The following is a 14,168-nucleotide window of genomic DNA, read 5'->3' as shown; positions in this document are numbered from 1 at the left end:
GACAATTTCGCGTGGGCTCGCCGGAAACCTGCTCTAAACTATAGACCGTACGAGTGATTGCAATTCATCCGGTTGGGTGAGAGATCGTGTCTGCTATGCAGCTTGCAGCGCCATGGAGAAACTGCCGTTGCCCGTCCATGGAAAGGCGATCACCGATTGGGCAGCGAGACCCCCGTGGGAGCGGAAGACCGGTTACGAGGCATTTCCACTAATGTTGCGCAACCGCCAACCGATCTTGCGCGCTGGACCTGACGCATCTTTCGAAATCGGCCGCACCGTTTTGTGCGACGCGAGGCAGGGCGCCTCGTCAAGAGGCCACCCTGTTGTTTGTGGTTCCGGCGGCGTTCAGAGCTTTCCCTCTGCCAGCAGTTCGCGGGTCCGCTTGAGTGTCGATAGAAGGGCGGCCTTATAGCCCGTTTCGCCATCGAATTGTGCCTGCTCGGCCTGCTCTTCCGGGCCGTTCGGCCGTTTGCCGCGCAGGCCGAGATAGCAGTAGAACCGCAGTTGCAGCTGACCGTCTTCATCCTCGAACAGCTCGTTGACGATCGCTCCCTCGCGCGGTCCCGTTGCCTGGAAGAAGGTCACCTTGCTTTGCGGCTCCAGGGTGATGATCTCGCGCAGATCCTGCCCGGCAATCGTCGCCTCGCGCACGAAATGGGTCGGGCTTTCCTCGACGACATCGCAGCGGGTGCAGAGACCGACGGGAAGAAAGAGCCGGGCGTCGCGTGCCTTTCGTTCGAGACCTTGCCAGGCCTCGGCGCGTGTCAAAGGGGTTTCGCCGTGCGGGTTCACCGGAACTGTGGCTGTGGAATAAATCATGGTGATACTCCTTTTGGATTAGATCGCCGTTGCTGCCTCAGGAGGAGGCAGCGGTTTCCAACGCGAAGGCGCGATAGGAGCGCAGCGGCCGGCCGAGCAGCTTTGTCAGGCGCTCGACGTCGCCCGTCTCAGGCAGCATTCCGTCAGTCAGGAAGCGCTCGCCCATCAGGCGCATGTCGTAAGCCATCCAGGCGGGCATGAACTGCTTGAGGTTTTGCTCGAAGCCCTCGGTATTGTCGCCGCCGTAGGCGATGGGGCGAGCGAGCACATCAGACCAGATGGCGGCAATACCAGCCCCAGTCAGCGTCTCCGGACCGACGAGATTGAGCCGGTCGAGCGCCAGCGGCTCTGCAGCCTGTTCGCGGCGCAGCAGTTCAAGGGCGGCAATCTCGGCGATATCACGGACGTCGATCATGGCGAGACCCTTGGCGCCGACCGGCATCGGGTAGGCGCCGTAGCCGGTGATGACGTTTTTGACCGTCAGATCGTTCTGGATGAAGTAGGCCGGGCGCAGGATGGTCGCCTTGAAACCCATCTGCTCGATCATCCGCTCGACGCCGAACTTGCCGGCGAAATGCGGCACGTTGACGTAGAGGTCGGCGTGGATCACCGAGAGATAGACGATCCGCTCGATGGCGGCCGATCGGGCGACGTTCAGCGCAATCAAAGCCTGGGTGAATTCGTCCGGCACCACGGCGCTGAGCAGGAACAGCGTCGATACGCCCGACATGGCGTTGCGCAGCGAGTCGACGTCGAGGAACTCGCCCTGCACGACGCTGACACCAGCCGGGAAATCGGCTTTCGACGGGTCGCGGACAAGGGCACGGACATCGGCGCCGCGCTTGACGAGGTGTTCGACGACTTGGCGGCCAACATTGCCTGTGGCGCCGGTAACGAGAATGGTCATGGTCTTTCTCCGTGTTGGGTTGCTTGACACCCGGAATATGTATGGTTCACTGGCAGTCCGATAGACGGCGATTTTAGACAGACAGTCTCACTGGTGGAACGGATATGGATCTTCTCGCGCTTGCCGATTTCAATCTTGTTGCCCGCCATGGCGGCTTCGGCAAAGCCGCACGGGCGACGGGCCGGCCGAAGGCGACATTGTCGCGCCGCGTCGCCGAGCTGGAAAGCGATCTCGCTCTACGGCTGTTTGAACGGGGCGGGCGTAGCCTGAAGCTGACCGAAGAAGGGCGGGCGCTGTTCGAGCGGACGGCGGCGCTGCTCGCCGAACTGGACGAGACGGCTGCAGCGATTGCCTCAGGCGGTCAGAAACCCAAAGGGAGATTGCGGATCAGCGCACCTCTACATTTTTCCCAGACCGCGATGGGAAGGATCGCCGCCGGCTTTGCCCTCCAATATCCGGAGGTGAGGCTCGAGGTGACGAGTGAGGACCGGTCCGTCGATATGATCGAGGAAGGCTACGATCTAGTCATCCGGGTCAATCCCGATCCCGACGAAAGCCTGGTCGGACGAGCGTTTCTGCATGATCGGCTGGTGGTGGTGGCAAGCCCCGATCTACCCCGCCCGACCGGCGGACGCGCCGCTCCCGGGGTCGCGCGCGGGGCATCCGAAGCGCAGACATGGCAGGTGAAGACATCAGGCGGCCGGTCGACGATCAAAATCGAGCCGGTCCTCACCTTGTCAACGCTGATCACCATCCGCGATGCGGTGCGCGCCGGTGTCGGCGCAGGCCGTCTTCCGATTTCGTTGGTGAGCCACGACCTGGCTGACGGCACTTTGGTCAATTGGGGGGAGATCGACGCCCCCGAGGTCACCCTCTGGACGCTCTACCCCTCCCGGCGGCTGCTCAGCGCGCGCGTGTCGGCGTTCCTGGACTTCCTGAAACAGGCCTTCCCCAATGGAACGGCTGACGAGCTGGCCGCCTATATCGGCAGGTGATGACCGAACCCGCTTTCAGACGCAGGGAATCTGGCCCATAACCGACGAGATCGACATCCAGAGGAGAGCAGCGTGTTTCGTTACCTACTTGGCGCAATATTGGCGTCCGTGCCGCTCGCTGCCGCCAACGCAGAACCGCCAAATTTTTGCAGAACCAGTTTCAAACCTAACGAACCGATCGAGTCGCGTTTCATGGGAATCGACTACGCGCTGATTATGCATGTGCTTGCGGAGAGATATTGCGGGGCGGAACCGAAGCCGATGCGCCCGCGATTTTTACAATATGTCGAGAAACAAGGTTGTGGTCCTGGAACAGAGATCTATTCTGAGCTCGAGGCGGCGATTGCAAAGGTTGAGGGGGCGAGCCTAAAGCTTCTCGCTCAGATTGGAGACCCCGGTCTGGCGCTCTCCGAACCGCAGGTGCAGGAGTGGGCGTCGTCCGCGACGCAAGAGCTTGGAGGATGCGACGCGTTGAAAGCCGCGCATGATGCCGAGCTTCAGCAGTAGGCTTGATCAACCTGCGCCGATAACCGGGAGATGCTCCGGAGGGTGTGCGCCAGGTGCTTCCGGGCGATCGAGGCCCGCAAGCCGGATGCCGGCGAGGCACGGGCCGACGGCAAGACCCCTGCTTTGATGCACAACGCCGCTGAGACATTCCAGCCGGATGGAGTGCTCTATCGGCTTGCCCTCGGAACACTTGCGGCACCGGCCTCTCGCGACCCCCGCCGCCGACGAAAAGCTTTCCTGCATAATTCCTCGAATCAAAGCCGATTTTAGGGTAAAATCGATCAGTTTACCTAGAGGGCTGAAACGTCCTTGCGCGCCGTATGCGACGCGCGGTGCAGTAGAAGGAAAGATGAGCCAATGAAAAGGTTAGCAATCGTTACCCTATCGCTGGTGACGGCGCTGACAAGCGTCCCGCCGGCCATGGCGTTTCCCACCGTTTCCATACCGAAGATCGAAGCCGCAAAGGCGCAGCCGGTCCAGTACAGACATCACGGCGGCGGCTACGGCCATGGAGGCTACTACGGGCATGGCGGCTACTACGGGCATGGACACCACGGTAGTAACAACGGCTGGGCATGGGGGCTCGGCGGGCTCGCGGCCGGCGCAATCATCGGCGGAATGCTGGCGCAGCCGTATTACGGCCAGGGCTACTACGGTCAGGGCTACTACAATCAGGGCTACTACGGCCAGGGCTACTACGGATCGCCCTATTACGGTGCGCCGCGCTACTACGGCTCGACCCTTTACCGTCCACGCTACTACGCGCCGCGCTATTACAGCCAGGTCTATAGTGGCGGCAACGGACATACGAGCTGGTGCTATGCGCGCTACCGTTCCTACAGGGCTTACGACAACACCTTCCAGCCCTATTACGGTCCGCGGCGTGCGTGCATCTCGCCCTACTGATGATTGCGGGCGTGCTTGGTGACCACCCGGCGCTTTTTCCGAAGCGCCGGTATCGGATTCTTCGCCTTTCCCAAGTGGGATTTGACCGCTGAAGTGTGTGCGAAACTCAGCAGCCTGGCGGTCTTCTGCGTCTGAAGCCGGTGACCACGGCGTGGGTTTGGATCGGGTTTAGATGAGCGAGTCCACGGCGCCGCCGTCGACTCTCGGCGCTGCACCGGTCGTGACAGACCACCAAGCATCGTCGCAAAAGCGCCGGACACTTTTTCGCGCCCTGCTATGTAGCTCCTCGCACTTCTGGAGGAAGCCCTCGCACAAGGCCGGTCAGTGGCCTAACCTGCATCTCGTCGTCGCCATCGTTCTACCGGCCATTGGTTCCGCCCAAGCTGTCCTTGCGATTTATGAAAGTTTCGGCTTCATCCACCACGCGTTCCTTGACGGCATCATGAGTATCGGACGCAACGTCCACAGCCTTTTGATAGACCTCCGACGCCACCTCTTTACCCTGCGCGGCGACGTCCTGCGCCTGATCGCTGAGGGTGTCTTTGGCGCTGTCTGCGGCTTCCCCGATCCATTCATCCTCAGTGTCAGTGTGCGGCAGCGCCGCGCCGATCGCCGCTCCGACTGCGAAAGCCAGGGCTCCGCCAACCAGCGGCTGGTCGCGGAAATGGGTGAGGATCGCCTCGTTGAGCTTGGTCGTTTGCTCCTGAAGACTGGTCGCCGCCGAAGAGGATCGGCTCGATAGCGAACTCGCCGCGCCAGACGCACGGGCGGTGAGGTCGCTCGCGGCGGTTTTCGCCTGCTCCCATTTCTCCGCCGCCCAGCCGGTTGCCGCGTCGAGCATTGCACCAGTCTCGTCGGCGATCTGACTGATCTGTTTTCCGCTGGCGTCGGCGAAGCCGCGATAGGTCTTGCCTGCCTCGTCGATGAAATGGCCGGCACGCCCCCCTGTTTCGTCGGTCAAGGCTTTCAGCCTCTTGCCGGATTCGTCGGCAAAGTGGCTGTAACGCGCTCCGTTTTCCATGGCCGGCGGACCGATCCTGCGGACCCGGCCGGTCGCCGGATAGAGCGGGTATTCGGCATCCTCCTCGCTCCAGGTCGCCATATCGCCTGAGGACGGGCTGCCTTTTGCCATGAGCCAGGCGAGGCTCACGCCCATCAGGGCTACCGGCAGAGGGTTCGCCTTGAGGGCGTGGCCAAGATTGCTGACATACTCTCCGCCGCCGCTTGCCTTGGTGTAGGCAATCACCTCGTCGACCAACTGGCCCGGCGACATCCGTTCCTGGATAGCGTCAATCCGGTCCCCGATGCGGCGGCGGTCCTGGTCGATCTCCCGCTGAAGCTCGGCCGATGTTTTCTCCATTGAGTTTTCCATCAGATTTTGTCCTTCACAACATCAACGTCGCGGCGAAGCGAGGTCGCAGTTCGATCCAGTGCCATGTTGTTGCCGCGAAGCGCGGAGAGGCCCCGGGAGACCATTGCCCACGCGATGCCGGCAATGATGATGCCGACGATCAGCGAGGCGAGTGCACCGGCGGTGGTTTCGGTAAAACCCTTTGTCACGAGGAAGGCCGCGAGACCGCCGACAAGGGCACTCAGCAGGACGCCGACCGCCCCGATTGCCAGGACCAAACCAAACAGGAGAATCTCCACGCCGCTGAGCGCCTGCGAAAGTTTTTCCGAAGCTTCCGTCTTGGCAAGATCGATTTCCTTGCGGAGCAGGCCCATGACATCACCAACGAGGCCACTGACGAGTTCGGAGAGAGGTATGTTCTCTGAAGATTTAGCCATTGTTCTCGCCTCCGGTCGTTGCGGTGCCGGGGCGAAGGCCAATCGATGGTTCGCGCGGCGCGGCAGCTGTTTGCCTTTTCGCGGACGCTGTCAGGAACCGGCTTGCGGCCAGGCCTGCAAGTGCGGCGATGCCGAGAAAGGCGAGCGGTTGTTTGCGCCCGAAATCCTCGGTCATGGTGGCGATCTCGCCGATGTCCTTGCCTTCCATCCGCCGAGCGACGGTCTGCACGCTCCGGCCGATTTGCTTGGCGAATCGTCCGACTTCCGCCTGACCGGAGTTTTGCATTTCGGCGCCAGCCTTCTCGAGCGCCATTGCAACTCCGCCGATCTGGCGAGCGGCAAAGTTGGTGCGCTCGGACATGACCTCCTTGGCTTTCTCGACGGCGGTGTCGGCGCCTTCCCTGATCGTTTCCCTGGCGGCGGAAACATCCTCGCTCACCTTCGCTTCCAGATCGGAAATGGACGTGCGCGTTCCCGGCGAGAAGCCGGAACCTGGGGATGAGGACGGGGTCTGCGCGGACGCGCTCCGCCCTGCCGAATCTGTAAAATCGTTTTGCATTTCGAACCTCCCAATTCGTGCCGGCAACTGCCGCAGCCCCGAACCATGGATGGCCCGCTTTGTTCCCCGGACGCGCCTGAAACGTTCCTCTTCGGCCCATGATGACATGATGGGGCTCAAAACTGCGATTGTGATGTTCTTAATCTTTGGCAGGCGTGACGATAGACGCCGCGATGTAACGCTCTTCCCTGTCGCCATCGTTGAAGTAGTAGACGGCGAGCAGGGATCCATCGCCGCGTTGTACGAGTTTGGGATAACCGAGATCAGCCGTGCCGCCGTCGCTCCGGATGACCGTCTCGGCGCCCCATGTCCGGCCATCATCGAAACTCATGCGCATCCTGATACCAAATGGCGGATCACGGTGGCCGTAAACGAGCACCAGAACGCCTTCGATCCGCCCGAGCGCCGGCGGGTTGCCATTGCTGCCGGTGTTTTCGACGATGCAGCCTTCCTGCGTCCAGGTCCTCCCTTGGTCACGGGAGGTGAAGGCCTCTATCCAACCCTTGCCACCGCCTCTGCCCATGCAGCGCGTCAGCGTCAGAATGGCGCCTCCGGACAGTGCCGTCGACGCCGGCATGATCGAATAGCCCTCAGGTTCCGGGCCGACAAAACCTTGAAGGATGAAGCTGCGCCCGCCGTCCACGGTGCGCGCGCAGAACACTCTGCCTTCCGTACCGTCGTCTTTGGACGTGCTGAGCATGAAGAGTGCATCGTTCCTGCCGAGAGGAACGATATCGGTGCGTGCCGAGATCGGAAGGTGCAAACCGGCGAAACGAAACGGACCCTGCCATGTCAGGCACCGATCCCGGCTGATATAGAACCAGCTGACAGCATTGCCCTCTACATCGGTTCTGGCGCACATGACGATCGTCTCGGAGTCGAGAAAGTTTATGGGATCGTCAATCGAGCAGAGGTCTTCACGGACCGACAGACGGGGACGGACCTTGAGCTCGACGTTCAGATGCTCGTCGGCCGAAAGCGAGAGCCCACCCGGCACGTGGCCGCAGAACGGCTCGTCCATCCATGTCAGTCCGCCGTCGAGGCTGCGTGCCTGCCAGGGTACGAAGGGGTAGTTACGGTCCAATTCGTGCAACTCGCCCTTCGCTCCGAGTTTGCCGCGCGCGAAGACGACGACCATTTCGTCACCCCACGACCAGAGGCCATAATTTGCCGGCCAGCCTGCGAACTCGCCGCGTCTGAGGTAGATTTCAAGATTGCGGAACTGCTTGTCCATGGAAGCTTCCAGACGGTCAGAGCGTTTCGACTGGAAGTGCCCGCACAAGCAATTCTTCCTGGGCGAGCAACTGTTCGAGTTTGCGCCGGTATTGGCGCCACCAGGCCCGATCGAGACTGTTCACCATCACTTCGATGACGATGACCGTATCTTCTTCAGTGCCCTCGCCATGGGACCAAAAGCCCTTTGCCGGGGAATTGAGGTATGAAGTCGCCCCGCCATGGCGCTCCGTCATCTCGCGCTGAATCATCGCGATAATGTCTTCGATGTCGATCGCCGCTTGCGGTGCTGCAGGAATAAACAACTGTATCAAATGCATCTGGAATTCTCCTCGTCCCGCAAACTTCGGAGGTCCGACGAGGTTCCGGCCCAGCTCGAAATCTGGAGCCGTGCCATGGGTGGCAGCTCCCCTCGCCGCCGAATTGACGGATATCCGGTTGGAGGACGAGGAAGTGGCGACGGGCGGTCGTTCTCTCGTTAACGGTGTGCACCGGACCGCCGCGGCAATTCATGCAAGGTCCACGAGGCGATGTCACCTATCTGCGGCGTGCCTTCGACGAACGCATCTGGGCAGCCGTCCGCGTTCTGCGAGCAGTTGGCGACCATTTTGCGATGCCTCGATTACCGTCGTCTCCGATGCCCTTGCGGCGCGGACGAAGAGCTGACCCAAGCAATCGGTGAGTTCCGCCCCTTCGTGAAACCCGGCAGACTTGATCGCGCGCGCCCTGTGAAGGCGCACGCACGACCAGAGCATGATGCCGAAACGTGTGAGCGGTTCTCTGATAACATCATGCTCCAGCTGTCTAATTCAGAACAGGATTCAGATTTGAGGCCGGCCCGGCCTCAAATCATCCTGCTTCAGCGAAAACCGCCGCTGGCAACCAGTCGCTCGCCGGTCAGCCAGCGGGCATCGTCTGAAGCGAGGAAGACGGCAATGTCGGCGATATCGTCCGGCTGGCCGATGCGGCCGAGCGGCGTCTGGGCAACCATGGTCTGCTGCAAATCCGAGCCGATGACGCCAGCCGAGTGGGCGCCCTCAGTCTCGACCATGCCCGGCAGAATGGCGTTGACGCGAATCTTGCGCGGGCCAAGCTCCTTGGCAAGCACGCTGTTGATGCCCTCCACGGCTCCCTTGGTGCCGGTGTAGACGGCCGAGGCCGGCAGCCCCAGGCTGGTGACCACCGAGGAGATGTTGATGACGCTGCCGCCCTCGCCGAGATGTTTGGCCGCCGCCTGGGTGGTCAGGAGAACGCCGAGAACATTGACGTCGAACATGCGGCGATAGTGCTCCTCGGTCACATCGCCGATCGGGGCGAATTCATAGACGCCGGAGTTGTTGACCAGCACGTCGAGCTTGCCGAATTCCTTGATCGCGGCATCGACCACGCCTTGCGCCTGTTCTGCCTTTGAAACATCGCCTTGCACCGCGATGGCCTTGCCGCCGGCTGCATCGATCGCCTGAACGACGGCGTCGGCTCCCGCCTTGCTCGAAGCATAGTTGACCACCACTTGCGCACCTTCCGCTGCGAGTGCCTTGGCAATCGCAGCGCCAATGCCTTTGGAGGCGCCCGTAACGACAGCGACCTTTCCTGTGAGCTTAGCCATTTCTCGTTCCTTCAGATCTGGATCGCCGCCGGGATTGGCAGGCTTGTTCCATAGTTCAGAAATTCGGAACTATTGATCTCGATGTCAAGGGACGCTATATAAAATTCATGAGACCGCTGTTTCACCCAGACCTGGAGGACATCAAGCCCGAAGCGATCCTCTATGCGCTGTCGGATCCGGAGCGCGTTGCCATTTATGCAAAGCTTGCCGGCGCCGCCGGTGGCGGAACATGTTCTGCGCTTGCCGATCTCGGCGACCGCGTCATTCCCAAATCGTCGCTGTCCAACCATTTCAAAGTGCTGCGCGAATCCGGGCTGATCCTGAGCGAGCGCCAGGGTGTGGAGATGCGCAACCAAACGCGCTGCACCGAGCTGGATGAGCGCTTCCCGGGCCTGATCAAGGCCATTCTGACGGCGTACGGCCAACTTCCCGGGGAGCCGAAGACGGACTGATGCCGCATCACCAAAATGCGGCGCATCCTGGCCCCTAGAGTTCGTCATCTTTGCAATCTTTAGCCGCAGTCTCGCGTTTCTGGAAACGCTAATCTCCGCCATGACGCTCGATCGATTGGGCGAGATCGATCCAATGCGGGCGATTGTCCCACCAGTGAACGTGATCGGGCGCAGGAAACGCTGGATCGGCGAATGTGCCGCCGGCGATAACAACGGTGCCGGGGAGGTATGTTCCGGACTTCGAGAAGCCGCCGCCACCGCAGACCCGGCAAAAGGCTTTCATCACATCAGGCGTCGTCTCGCCTTGCGGAAACCAAACGGAAGAGTCTCCGGAAACGACCCGCACATGTTCCTGCCGGAACCACACATTATGTGCCAGTGCGCTGCCGGATGCACGCTGGCAGCGCGTGCAGGTGCATGTGTGATTGTGGACCGGTTCACCATCGACCTCCAGGGCCAGGGCGCCGCAGCTGCATTTGGCATGAAAGACGGGCATTTGGCTCATTCCATGTTGATCAGGCTTTGTCGATCTTACGGTGCCGGAATCGACAGGGTCTATCAAAAATTCAGCATGGCAGCTCGCGGTCATAGAGGTCATTGTGGCCTCAGACCGAAAGCGGCCTGCTTTGACGCGGCGATCCGTGCGCCGGCACGAGCCGTGAAAGCGCCGGGCCTAAGATTCGCGTTGCGATGCGGCCGGCGTCACAGCCGCGTCCTCCATGACGTAGGTCGCATATCGATGGTCGCGGATCAGTGTTATCTTTTGGTCCCTCCATTCGAGCAGCATGAAGTAGGCAGGAGCAGCGGACGGCGCAGCCGAGACCAGCAATATTTCCCTGCCCTCCAGACAAGCCGGTTCGATCCAAACCCGCGGATAATCCGCATAATAGGAAAAGAATCGGCCAACATTCGCCGCACCGGAGACCTGCGGCCGTCGTGCCTGACGAAGCCGAACATCCTCGGCAAGCAGCCTGCGCAGGGCCGTCCAATCCCGCGCGTTGAAGAGCGCTGCGAAATTCAGAACCTCGGCGCTTGGGGGCAGCGGAACTTCGGACTCCCTCTCGGTGATGGATCGCAATCCTGCCCGACCACGTGAGAGATGGGCTTTGACAGCATCGATACTCAGGCCCAATAGCGCGGCGATGTCTGCGATGGGCTCTCCCAGCACATCCTTGAGGATCACCGCGCTACGCTGCGGCACCGGCAATTTGGCATAGTGAGCCAAGGCGATCCGCACCGTGTCCTGCCTTATCAGCGCATCCTCCGGATCAACAGCACTGGCATCCGCCAGATCAAAGGCCGTCTCCAGCGGCTCTGACGGATGGGTACTTCGCTGGCGCAGCGTATCGATGGCGCGATTGTGAACAATGCGAAACAGCCATGGTCGCAGCGGCGTGCCGGACGAGATCGAGCCGACCATCGCGAACGCATTGACCAACGCGTCCTGAATCACGTCCTCGCCGTCGATCACCGAGCCGACCAACCGGGCGGCATAGCGATGCAGTTCCGGGCGAACTGCATCCGCCTCCTTGGCCAGCGCCACGTAGAGTGTGCTCTTCGCTTCTCCTTCGAGGGCAGCTTCATCCATCATTGATGACCGTCACGCCCGTATCTCCCCGCACTGCGTAGATCATAGCCTCTTCCAGCGCCGTCTCGCCGATCAGTTCGGCTACCGTATCGCCAAAGCCGCGCGGTGTCATGTCCGGCCAGGCAGCTGCCTGTTCTGCGAATGTCCGGCCCGCCGCCGCAGCATAACCGGAGATTCCGGCGTTGCCCACGCCGGTTCCTGCGAACATCTGCCGGGGAACGATGACCCGGAAACGCAGGCCCAGGCCGAGCTGGGTCGACAAGCCCTCGGCATATTTTGCAATGAACCACTGCGCCCGTTTTGCTCCTGCATAGCCTCCCGATAGCGGCGAGCCTTGCACCGCGGCTCCGCTGGAAACGAGAACGACCAGCCCGCCCGGCGCCATCGGCAACGTCAGAGCGGCCTGGACCCAATGCAGGGCGGCCTTCACATCGACGTTCCAGTTGGTCGTGAACGCCTCCCAGCCAATACGGTCGATACGGTCCATGGGCGGTTCCGCGCCGGCGTTCATGATGACGACATCGGGTCGTGTCTCCGACATGATCCTCTTTGCCGCGTCGGCGCTGGTCGCATCGGCAGCCACAGTCGTGACGGCCAGTTGCTCTCCCACCGCTTGCAAAATCGTCGAGTCGCGCGCCACGACGGTCACATTAGCTGCGCGCGCTACAAAGGCCCCGACCATTCCGAAGCCCAAACCGCGGCTACCACCGACGACAACGATCCGTTTTCCATCCAAATCCATCTTCTTTTCCTCATTCGATCCGACCGCGCAAAGGCAGTCGCAACAAGGACGTTCGAATGAGCTGAAAAGAGTCATTATTTTCGCGCTTGGGCGTGGATAATGAAAAGCTTGACCCGGCGCGACCCAACTCAGACGGATTTCCATCTGTGCCGGCTGCAGTTGCAAATGTGAAATCCCAATTCCTCAACCATGCGGACGTTCGGCAGGCCGGCAGGTGCCTAACTTTGGCAGCGACTAATCTTGCTTCAGAAAGTACTGGATGGCGGGGTCGTTTCGGCACGTGGCCAACGGCAGCTGCTGAACTGAATAGATGCGGGTAATGGCTTCTTGATCAGCATCGACGTTCATGCATGCGCACGCGTAGCCGTGGATTGCGAACGTGTACACGTATTCACCTGCCGTCAGGTCCGGAATTTTATCGACGCCTTCAGCCCGGCTTCCGTCGCCTCCCAAAAACATGATCTGCCAGCCTCCCTTGGCATCGTACAGCTCCCACTTTCCCGTGGCCGGATTAGACAACCAACCGCAACGCCGTTCAGCCTGTGCAGCCGAAGCTGTACCCAACGCGAGAATGATAACTGATGTCAGAAGTTTCACAGACACTCCGGAGTCGCAAACTGTTAGCCTTGAAGCGGAAGGACAGCATCACAGGTTTCGATTGTGGATAAAAGTGTCGCTTTCACAAGCGTCGATCTGAAATTATCGCGATCCGCCCTTCGACAGCAATGCCAACTACAAGATCCTGTTTCGATCAACCTGGACCAGGTGCTGCAGGCGACACGAATGGTCGCAAGGATCCAGTTGCCCGTTCCACCGACGACGGAGCTGGCCCAGGCTTTGCCGATGATCGAGATCGAAATCGCTGGCCTTGACTTAATTCTTGATCACATTGAGAAACCAGCATTTTGTTTTGCGGCCGCCACCGCCTTCATGGCCTTCTCACCGCGGAAGCAGCCTGCCAGCAAAGCCCGATGGTACAGCGCCCATGCTCGATTTTAATCCGCTCTATTCGACCCCACAGGTTGCTGCCATCGAACGGTTCATCGATCAGCACTATCCGCTTGCGGGGCCGGTTTCCTGCCGGATGCTGCAACGCGGCTTGAATGATGTGTATCTTGCCCTCGGGAGCAACGGAGAAAGTTACGTGTTCCGGCTTTCTCATCGCCGCGCCCGTGGCCGGGCCGACGTCAAGACCGAAACGGCTTTCCTGGCGCATCTCTCGCAATCGGGCGTTCCGGTCGCAGCAGCCATCGCGACACGCGAGGGCAGCTTGTTCGTCGAGGGACAGGCGCCGGAGGGTGTGCGTCAGGCGGTGCTCTTCCGGGCGATCGAGGGCCGCAAGCCGGATGCGGCGGATTCCGGCGATGCAAGGGCCAACGGCAAGGCCCTTGCTCTGCTGCACAACGCCGCCGAGACCTTCCAGCCGGACGGAGCGCTCTATCGGCTCGACCTCGAACACTTGCTGCATCGGCCGCTCGCCCGCATATGCGATAGCGGCGTCGTGGAAGACGTCGACGTCCGCAGCGATCTTCAAGCCATCGCGGCGCGGACCGCACACGCGATTGAAGCCTCCACCAATTTGACGTCGACTTATTGCCATGGTGACTGTCACGGCTTCAACGCACGGATCAACGACGCCGGCGAAGCCGTATTTTTCGACTTCGATGACGGCGGTCCGGGATACCTCGCCTACGACTTGTCGGTGTTTTTGTGGGCGCAAACATCCTTCGGCCGGACGTCGACCGCCATGTGGGACGCCTTCGTCGATGCCTATCGAGCCGTCCGGCCGATCAGGCCTGACGACTTCGAAGCCGCCCACCGCTTCGTGATCGTCCGCCACATCTGGCTGATGGGCGAATACGCCAGCCGGGCACAGGAATGGGGAAGCGAGGCTGTCGGCTGGATTGCCCGGGAAGCAAATTTCCTCAAGACGTGGGAGACCGAGCGATGTGTCGACCGGCTGCTCTGAATTCAGGTCTGCTCGGCAGCCGGAGGATCGGCGGTGCGTCGGCGCAGTCGGCGATCGCTTCGACCTTCGCCCACCCTTGGGGCAGGGTAAAGGAACG

The 14,168-nt window shown here is 61.0% G+C and carries 18 protein-coding genes and 1 pseudogene; 7 read left to right on the top strand and 12 right to left on the bottom strand.

Going from position 1 to position 14,168, the window contains the following annotated elements; all coding sequences use genetic code 11:
* Positions 1-345: 345 nt before the first annotated feature.
* Entirely contained in the window at positions 346-819 is a 474-nt protein-coding gene (locus tag ACIPSK_RS19325; RefSeq protein WP_162119052.1) for an AtaL-like protein, read from the bottom strand.
* 37 nt (positions 820-856) lie between these two features.
* Positions 857-1,726, bottom strand: coding sequence for an SDR family oxidoreductase (locus tag ACIPSK_RS19320; RefSeq protein ID WP_162119051.1), 870 nt, complete (start codon positions 1,724-1,726; stop codon positions 857-859).
* 104 nt (positions 1,727-1,830) lie between these two features.
* Between ACIPSK_RS19320 and ACIPSK_RS19315 the strand changes: the two genes are divergently transcribed.
* The 4 genes and pseudogenes from ACIPSK_RS19315 to ACIPSK_RS19300 all read left to right on the top strand — a co-directional run bounded on the left by ACIPSK_RS19315 (position 1,831) and on the right by ACIPSK_RS19300 (position 4,134).
* Positions 1,831-2,721, top strand: coding sequence for a LysR family transcriptional regulator (locus tag ACIPSK_RS19315; RefSeq protein WP_162119050.1), 891 nt, complete (start codon positions 1,831-1,833; stop codon positions 2,719-2,721).
* A 72-nt stretch (positions 2,722-2,793) separates the two neighbouring features.
* Positions 2,794-3,228 (top strand): hypothetical protein, encoded by a 435-nt coding sequence (locus ACIPSK_RS19310; protein WP_162119049.1) that lies wholly within the window; start codon positions 2,794-2,796, stop codon positions 3,226-3,228.
* A gap of 26 nt (positions 3,229-3,254) precedes the next feature.
* Positions 3,255-3,439: pseudogene (locus ACIPSK_RS19305) on the top strand (kinase); the annotation flags it as partial.
* Positions 3,440-3,585: 146 nt separating this feature from the next.
* Positions 3,586-4,134: a BA14K family protein gene (locus ACIPSK_RS19300; RefSeq protein ID WP_162119048.1), complete on the top strand. Its 549-nt coding sequence runs from the start codon at positions 3,586-3,588 to the stop codon at positions 4,132-4,134.
* Positions 4,135-4,492: 358 nt separating this feature from the next.
* On the opposite strand, the gene ACIPSK_RS19295 is transcribed toward ACIPSK_RS19300, so the two are convergent.
* The 6 genes from ACIPSK_RS19295 to ACIPSK_RS19270 all read right to left on the bottom strand — a co-directional run bounded on the left by ACIPSK_RS19295 (position 4,493) and on the right by ACIPSK_RS19270 (position 9,320).
* Positions 4,493-5,506, bottom strand: coding sequence for a DUF3618 domain-containing protein (locus ACIPSK_RS19295; RefSeq protein WP_446532958.1), 1,014 nt, complete (start codon positions 5,504-5,506; stop codon positions 4,493-4,495).
* Positions 5,506-5,922, bottom strand: a complete 417-nt coding sequence (locus tag ACIPSK_RS19290; protein WP_446532957.1) for a phage holin family protein — start codon at positions 5,920-5,922, stop codon at positions 5,506-5,508. Before ACIPSK_RS19290 ends, ACIPSK_RS19295 begins: the two co-directional genes overlap by 1 nt.
* Positions 5,915-6,481: a hypothetical protein gene (locus ACIPSK_RS19285; RefSeq protein WP_017963331.1), complete on the bottom strand. Its 567-nt coding sequence runs from the start codon at positions 6,479-6,481 to the stop codon at positions 5,915-5,917. Before ACIPSK_RS19285 ends, ACIPSK_RS19290 begins: the two co-directional genes overlap by 8 nt.
* A 139-nt stretch (positions 6,482-6,620) precedes the next feature.
* Positions 6,621-7,715, bottom strand: a complete 1,095-nt coding sequence (locus ACIPSK_RS19280) for a sialidase family protein (protein ID WP_446532956.1) — start codon at positions 7,713-7,715, stop codon at positions 6,621-6,623.
* A gap of 16 nt (positions 7,716-7,731) precedes the next feature.
* Positions 7,732-8,034, bottom strand: coding sequence for a hypothetical protein (locus ACIPSK_RS19275; protein ID WP_017963329.1), 303 nt, complete (start codon positions 8,032-8,034; stop codon positions 7,732-7,734).
* Between the two features lie 539 nt (positions 8,035-8,573).
* Positions 8,574-9,320, bottom strand: coding sequence for a glucose 1-dehydrogenase (locus ACIPSK_RS19270; protein ID WP_162119630.1), 747 nt, complete (start codon positions 9,318-9,320; stop codon positions 8,574-8,576).
* 107 nt (positions 9,321-9,427) lie between these two features.
* Here ACIPSK_RS19270 and ACIPSK_RS19265 point away from each other — a divergent pair, with 107 nt between their 5' ends.
* Positions 9,428-9,772, top strand: coding sequence for an ArsR/SmtB family transcription factor (locus tag ACIPSK_RS19265; protein WP_162119631.1), 345 nt, complete (start codon positions 9,428-9,430; stop codon positions 9,770-9,772).
* 88 nt (positions 9,773-9,860) lie between these two features.
* On the opposite strand, the gene ACIPSK_RS19260 is transcribed toward ACIPSK_RS19265, so the two are convergent.
* From ACIPSK_RS19260 to ACIPSK_RS19245, 4 genes are all read right to left on the bottom strand, one after another.
* Positions 9,861-10,370 (bottom strand): GFA family protein, encoded by a 510-nt coding sequence (locus ACIPSK_RS19260; RefSeq protein WP_246709950.1) that lies wholly within the window; start codon positions 10,368-10,370, stop codon positions 9,861-9,863.
* Positions 10,371-10,445: 75 nt separating this feature from the next.
* A complete protein-coding gene (locus ACIPSK_RS19255; RefSeq protein WP_162119632.1) occupies positions 10,446-11,363 on the bottom strand; it encodes an RNA polymerase sigma factor in 918 nt (305 codons plus the stop codon).
* On the bottom strand, positions 11,353-12,102 hold the full coding sequence (locus tag ACIPSK_RS19250) for an SDR family NAD(P)-dependent oxidoreductase (protein WP_162119639.1): 750 nt from the start codon (positions 12,100-12,102) through the stop codon (positions 11,353-11,355). The genes ACIPSK_RS19255 and ACIPSK_RS19250 overlap by 11 nt, the downstream gene beginning before the upstream one ends.
* Positions 12,103-12,336: 234 nt before the next feature.
* Positions 12,337-12,699 (bottom strand): DUF4087 domain-containing protein, encoded by a 363-nt coding sequence (locus tag ACIPSK_RS19245; RefSeq protein WP_130699755.1) that lies wholly within the window; start codon positions 12,697-12,699, stop codon positions 12,337-12,339.
* 63 nt (positions 12,700-12,762) lie between these two features.
* Here ACIPSK_RS19245 and ACIPSK_RS19240 point away from each other — a divergent pair, with 63 nt between their 5' ends.
* Together ACIPSK_RS19240 and ACIPSK_RS19235 are read left to right on the top strand one after the other, a co-directional pair.
* Positions 12,763-13,101: a hypothetical protein gene (locus ACIPSK_RS19240; protein ID WP_162119633.1), complete on the top strand. Its 339-nt coding sequence runs from the start codon at positions 12,763-12,765 to the stop codon at positions 13,099-13,101.
* Positions 13,088-14,071, top strand: a complete 984-nt coding sequence (locus ACIPSK_RS19235; RefSeq protein WP_162119634.1) for a phosphotransferase enzyme family protein — start codon at positions 13,088-13,090, stop codon at positions 14,069-14,071. Before ACIPSK_RS19240 ends, ACIPSK_RS19235 begins: the two co-directional genes overlap by 14 nt.
* Positions 14,072-14,168: the final 97 nt, after the last annotated feature.

It is taken from the genome of Rhizobium sp. LARHSG275, assembly GCF_052871115.1.
Note: the sequence above shows the minus strand (reverse complement) of the source record. Positions and strands in the feature narration are given on the sequence as shown.

What these genes read in the sequence shown, in the direction of transcription:
- ACIPSK_RS19325 (WP_162119052.1), bottom strand. Translation starts at nt 819, where the DNA reads ATGATTTATTCCACAGCCACAGTTCCGGTGAACCCGCACGGCGAAACC.
- ACIPSK_RS19320 (WP_162119051.1), bottom strand. Translation starts at nt 1,726, where the DNA reads ATGACCATTCTCGTTACCGGCGCCACAGGCAATGTTGGCCGCCAAGTC.
- ACIPSK_RS19315 (WP_162119050.1), top strand. Translation starts at nt 1,831, where the DNA reads ATGGATCTTCTCGCGCTTGCCGATTTCAATCTTGTTGCCCGCCATGGC.
- ACIPSK_RS19300 (WP_162119048.1), top strand. Translation starts at nt 3,586, where the DNA reads ATGAAAAGGTTAGCAATCGTTACCCTATCGCTGGTGACGGCGCTGACA.
- ACIPSK_RS19295 (WP_446532958.1), bottom strand. Translation starts at nt 5,506, where the DNA reads ATGGAAAACTCAATGGAGAAAACATCGGCCGAGCTTCAGCGGGAGATC.
- ACIPSK_RS19290 (WP_446532957.1), bottom strand. Translation starts at nt 5,922, where the DNA reads ATGGCTAAATCTTCAGAGAACATACCTCTCTCCGAACTCGTCAGTGGC.
- ACIPSK_RS19285 (WP_017963331.1), bottom strand. Translation starts at nt 6,481, where the DNA reads ATGCAAAACGATTTTACAGATTCGGCAGGGCGGAGCGCGTCCGCGCAG.
- ACIPSK_RS19280 (WP_446532956.1), bottom strand. Translation starts at nt 7,715, where the DNA reads ATGGACAAGCAGTTCCGCAATCTTGAAATCTACCTCAGACGCGGCGAG.
- ACIPSK_RS19275 (WP_017963329.1), bottom strand. Translation starts at nt 8,034, where the DNA reads ATGCATTTGATACAGTTGTTTATTCCTGCAGCACCGCAAGCGGCGATC.
- ACIPSK_RS19270 (WP_162119630.1), bottom strand. Translation starts at nt 9,320, where the DNA reads ATGGCTAAGCTCACAGGAAAGGTCGCTGTCGTTACGGGCGCCTCCAAA.
- ACIPSK_RS19265 (WP_162119631.1), top strand. Translation starts at nt 9,428, where the DNA reads ATGAGACCGCTGTTTCACCCAGACCTGGAGGACATCAAGCCCGAAGCG.
- ACIPSK_RS19260 (WP_246709950.1), bottom strand. Translation starts at nt 10,370, where the DNA reads ATGACCTCTATGACCGCGAGCTGCCATGCTGAATTTTTGATAGACCCT.
- ACIPSK_RS19255 (WP_162119632.1), bottom strand. Translation starts at nt 11,363, where the DNA reads ATGATGGATGAAGCTGCCCTCGAAGGAGAAGCGAAGAGCACACTCTAC.
- ACIPSK_RS19250 (WP_162119639.1), bottom strand. Translation starts at nt 12,102, where the DNA reads ATGGATTTGGATGGAAAACGGATCGTTGTCGTCGGTGGTAGCCGCGGT.
- ACIPSK_RS19235 (WP_162119634.1), top strand. Translation starts at nt 13,088, where the DNA reads ATGCTCGATTTTAATCCGCTCTATTCGACCCCACAGGTTGCTGCCATC.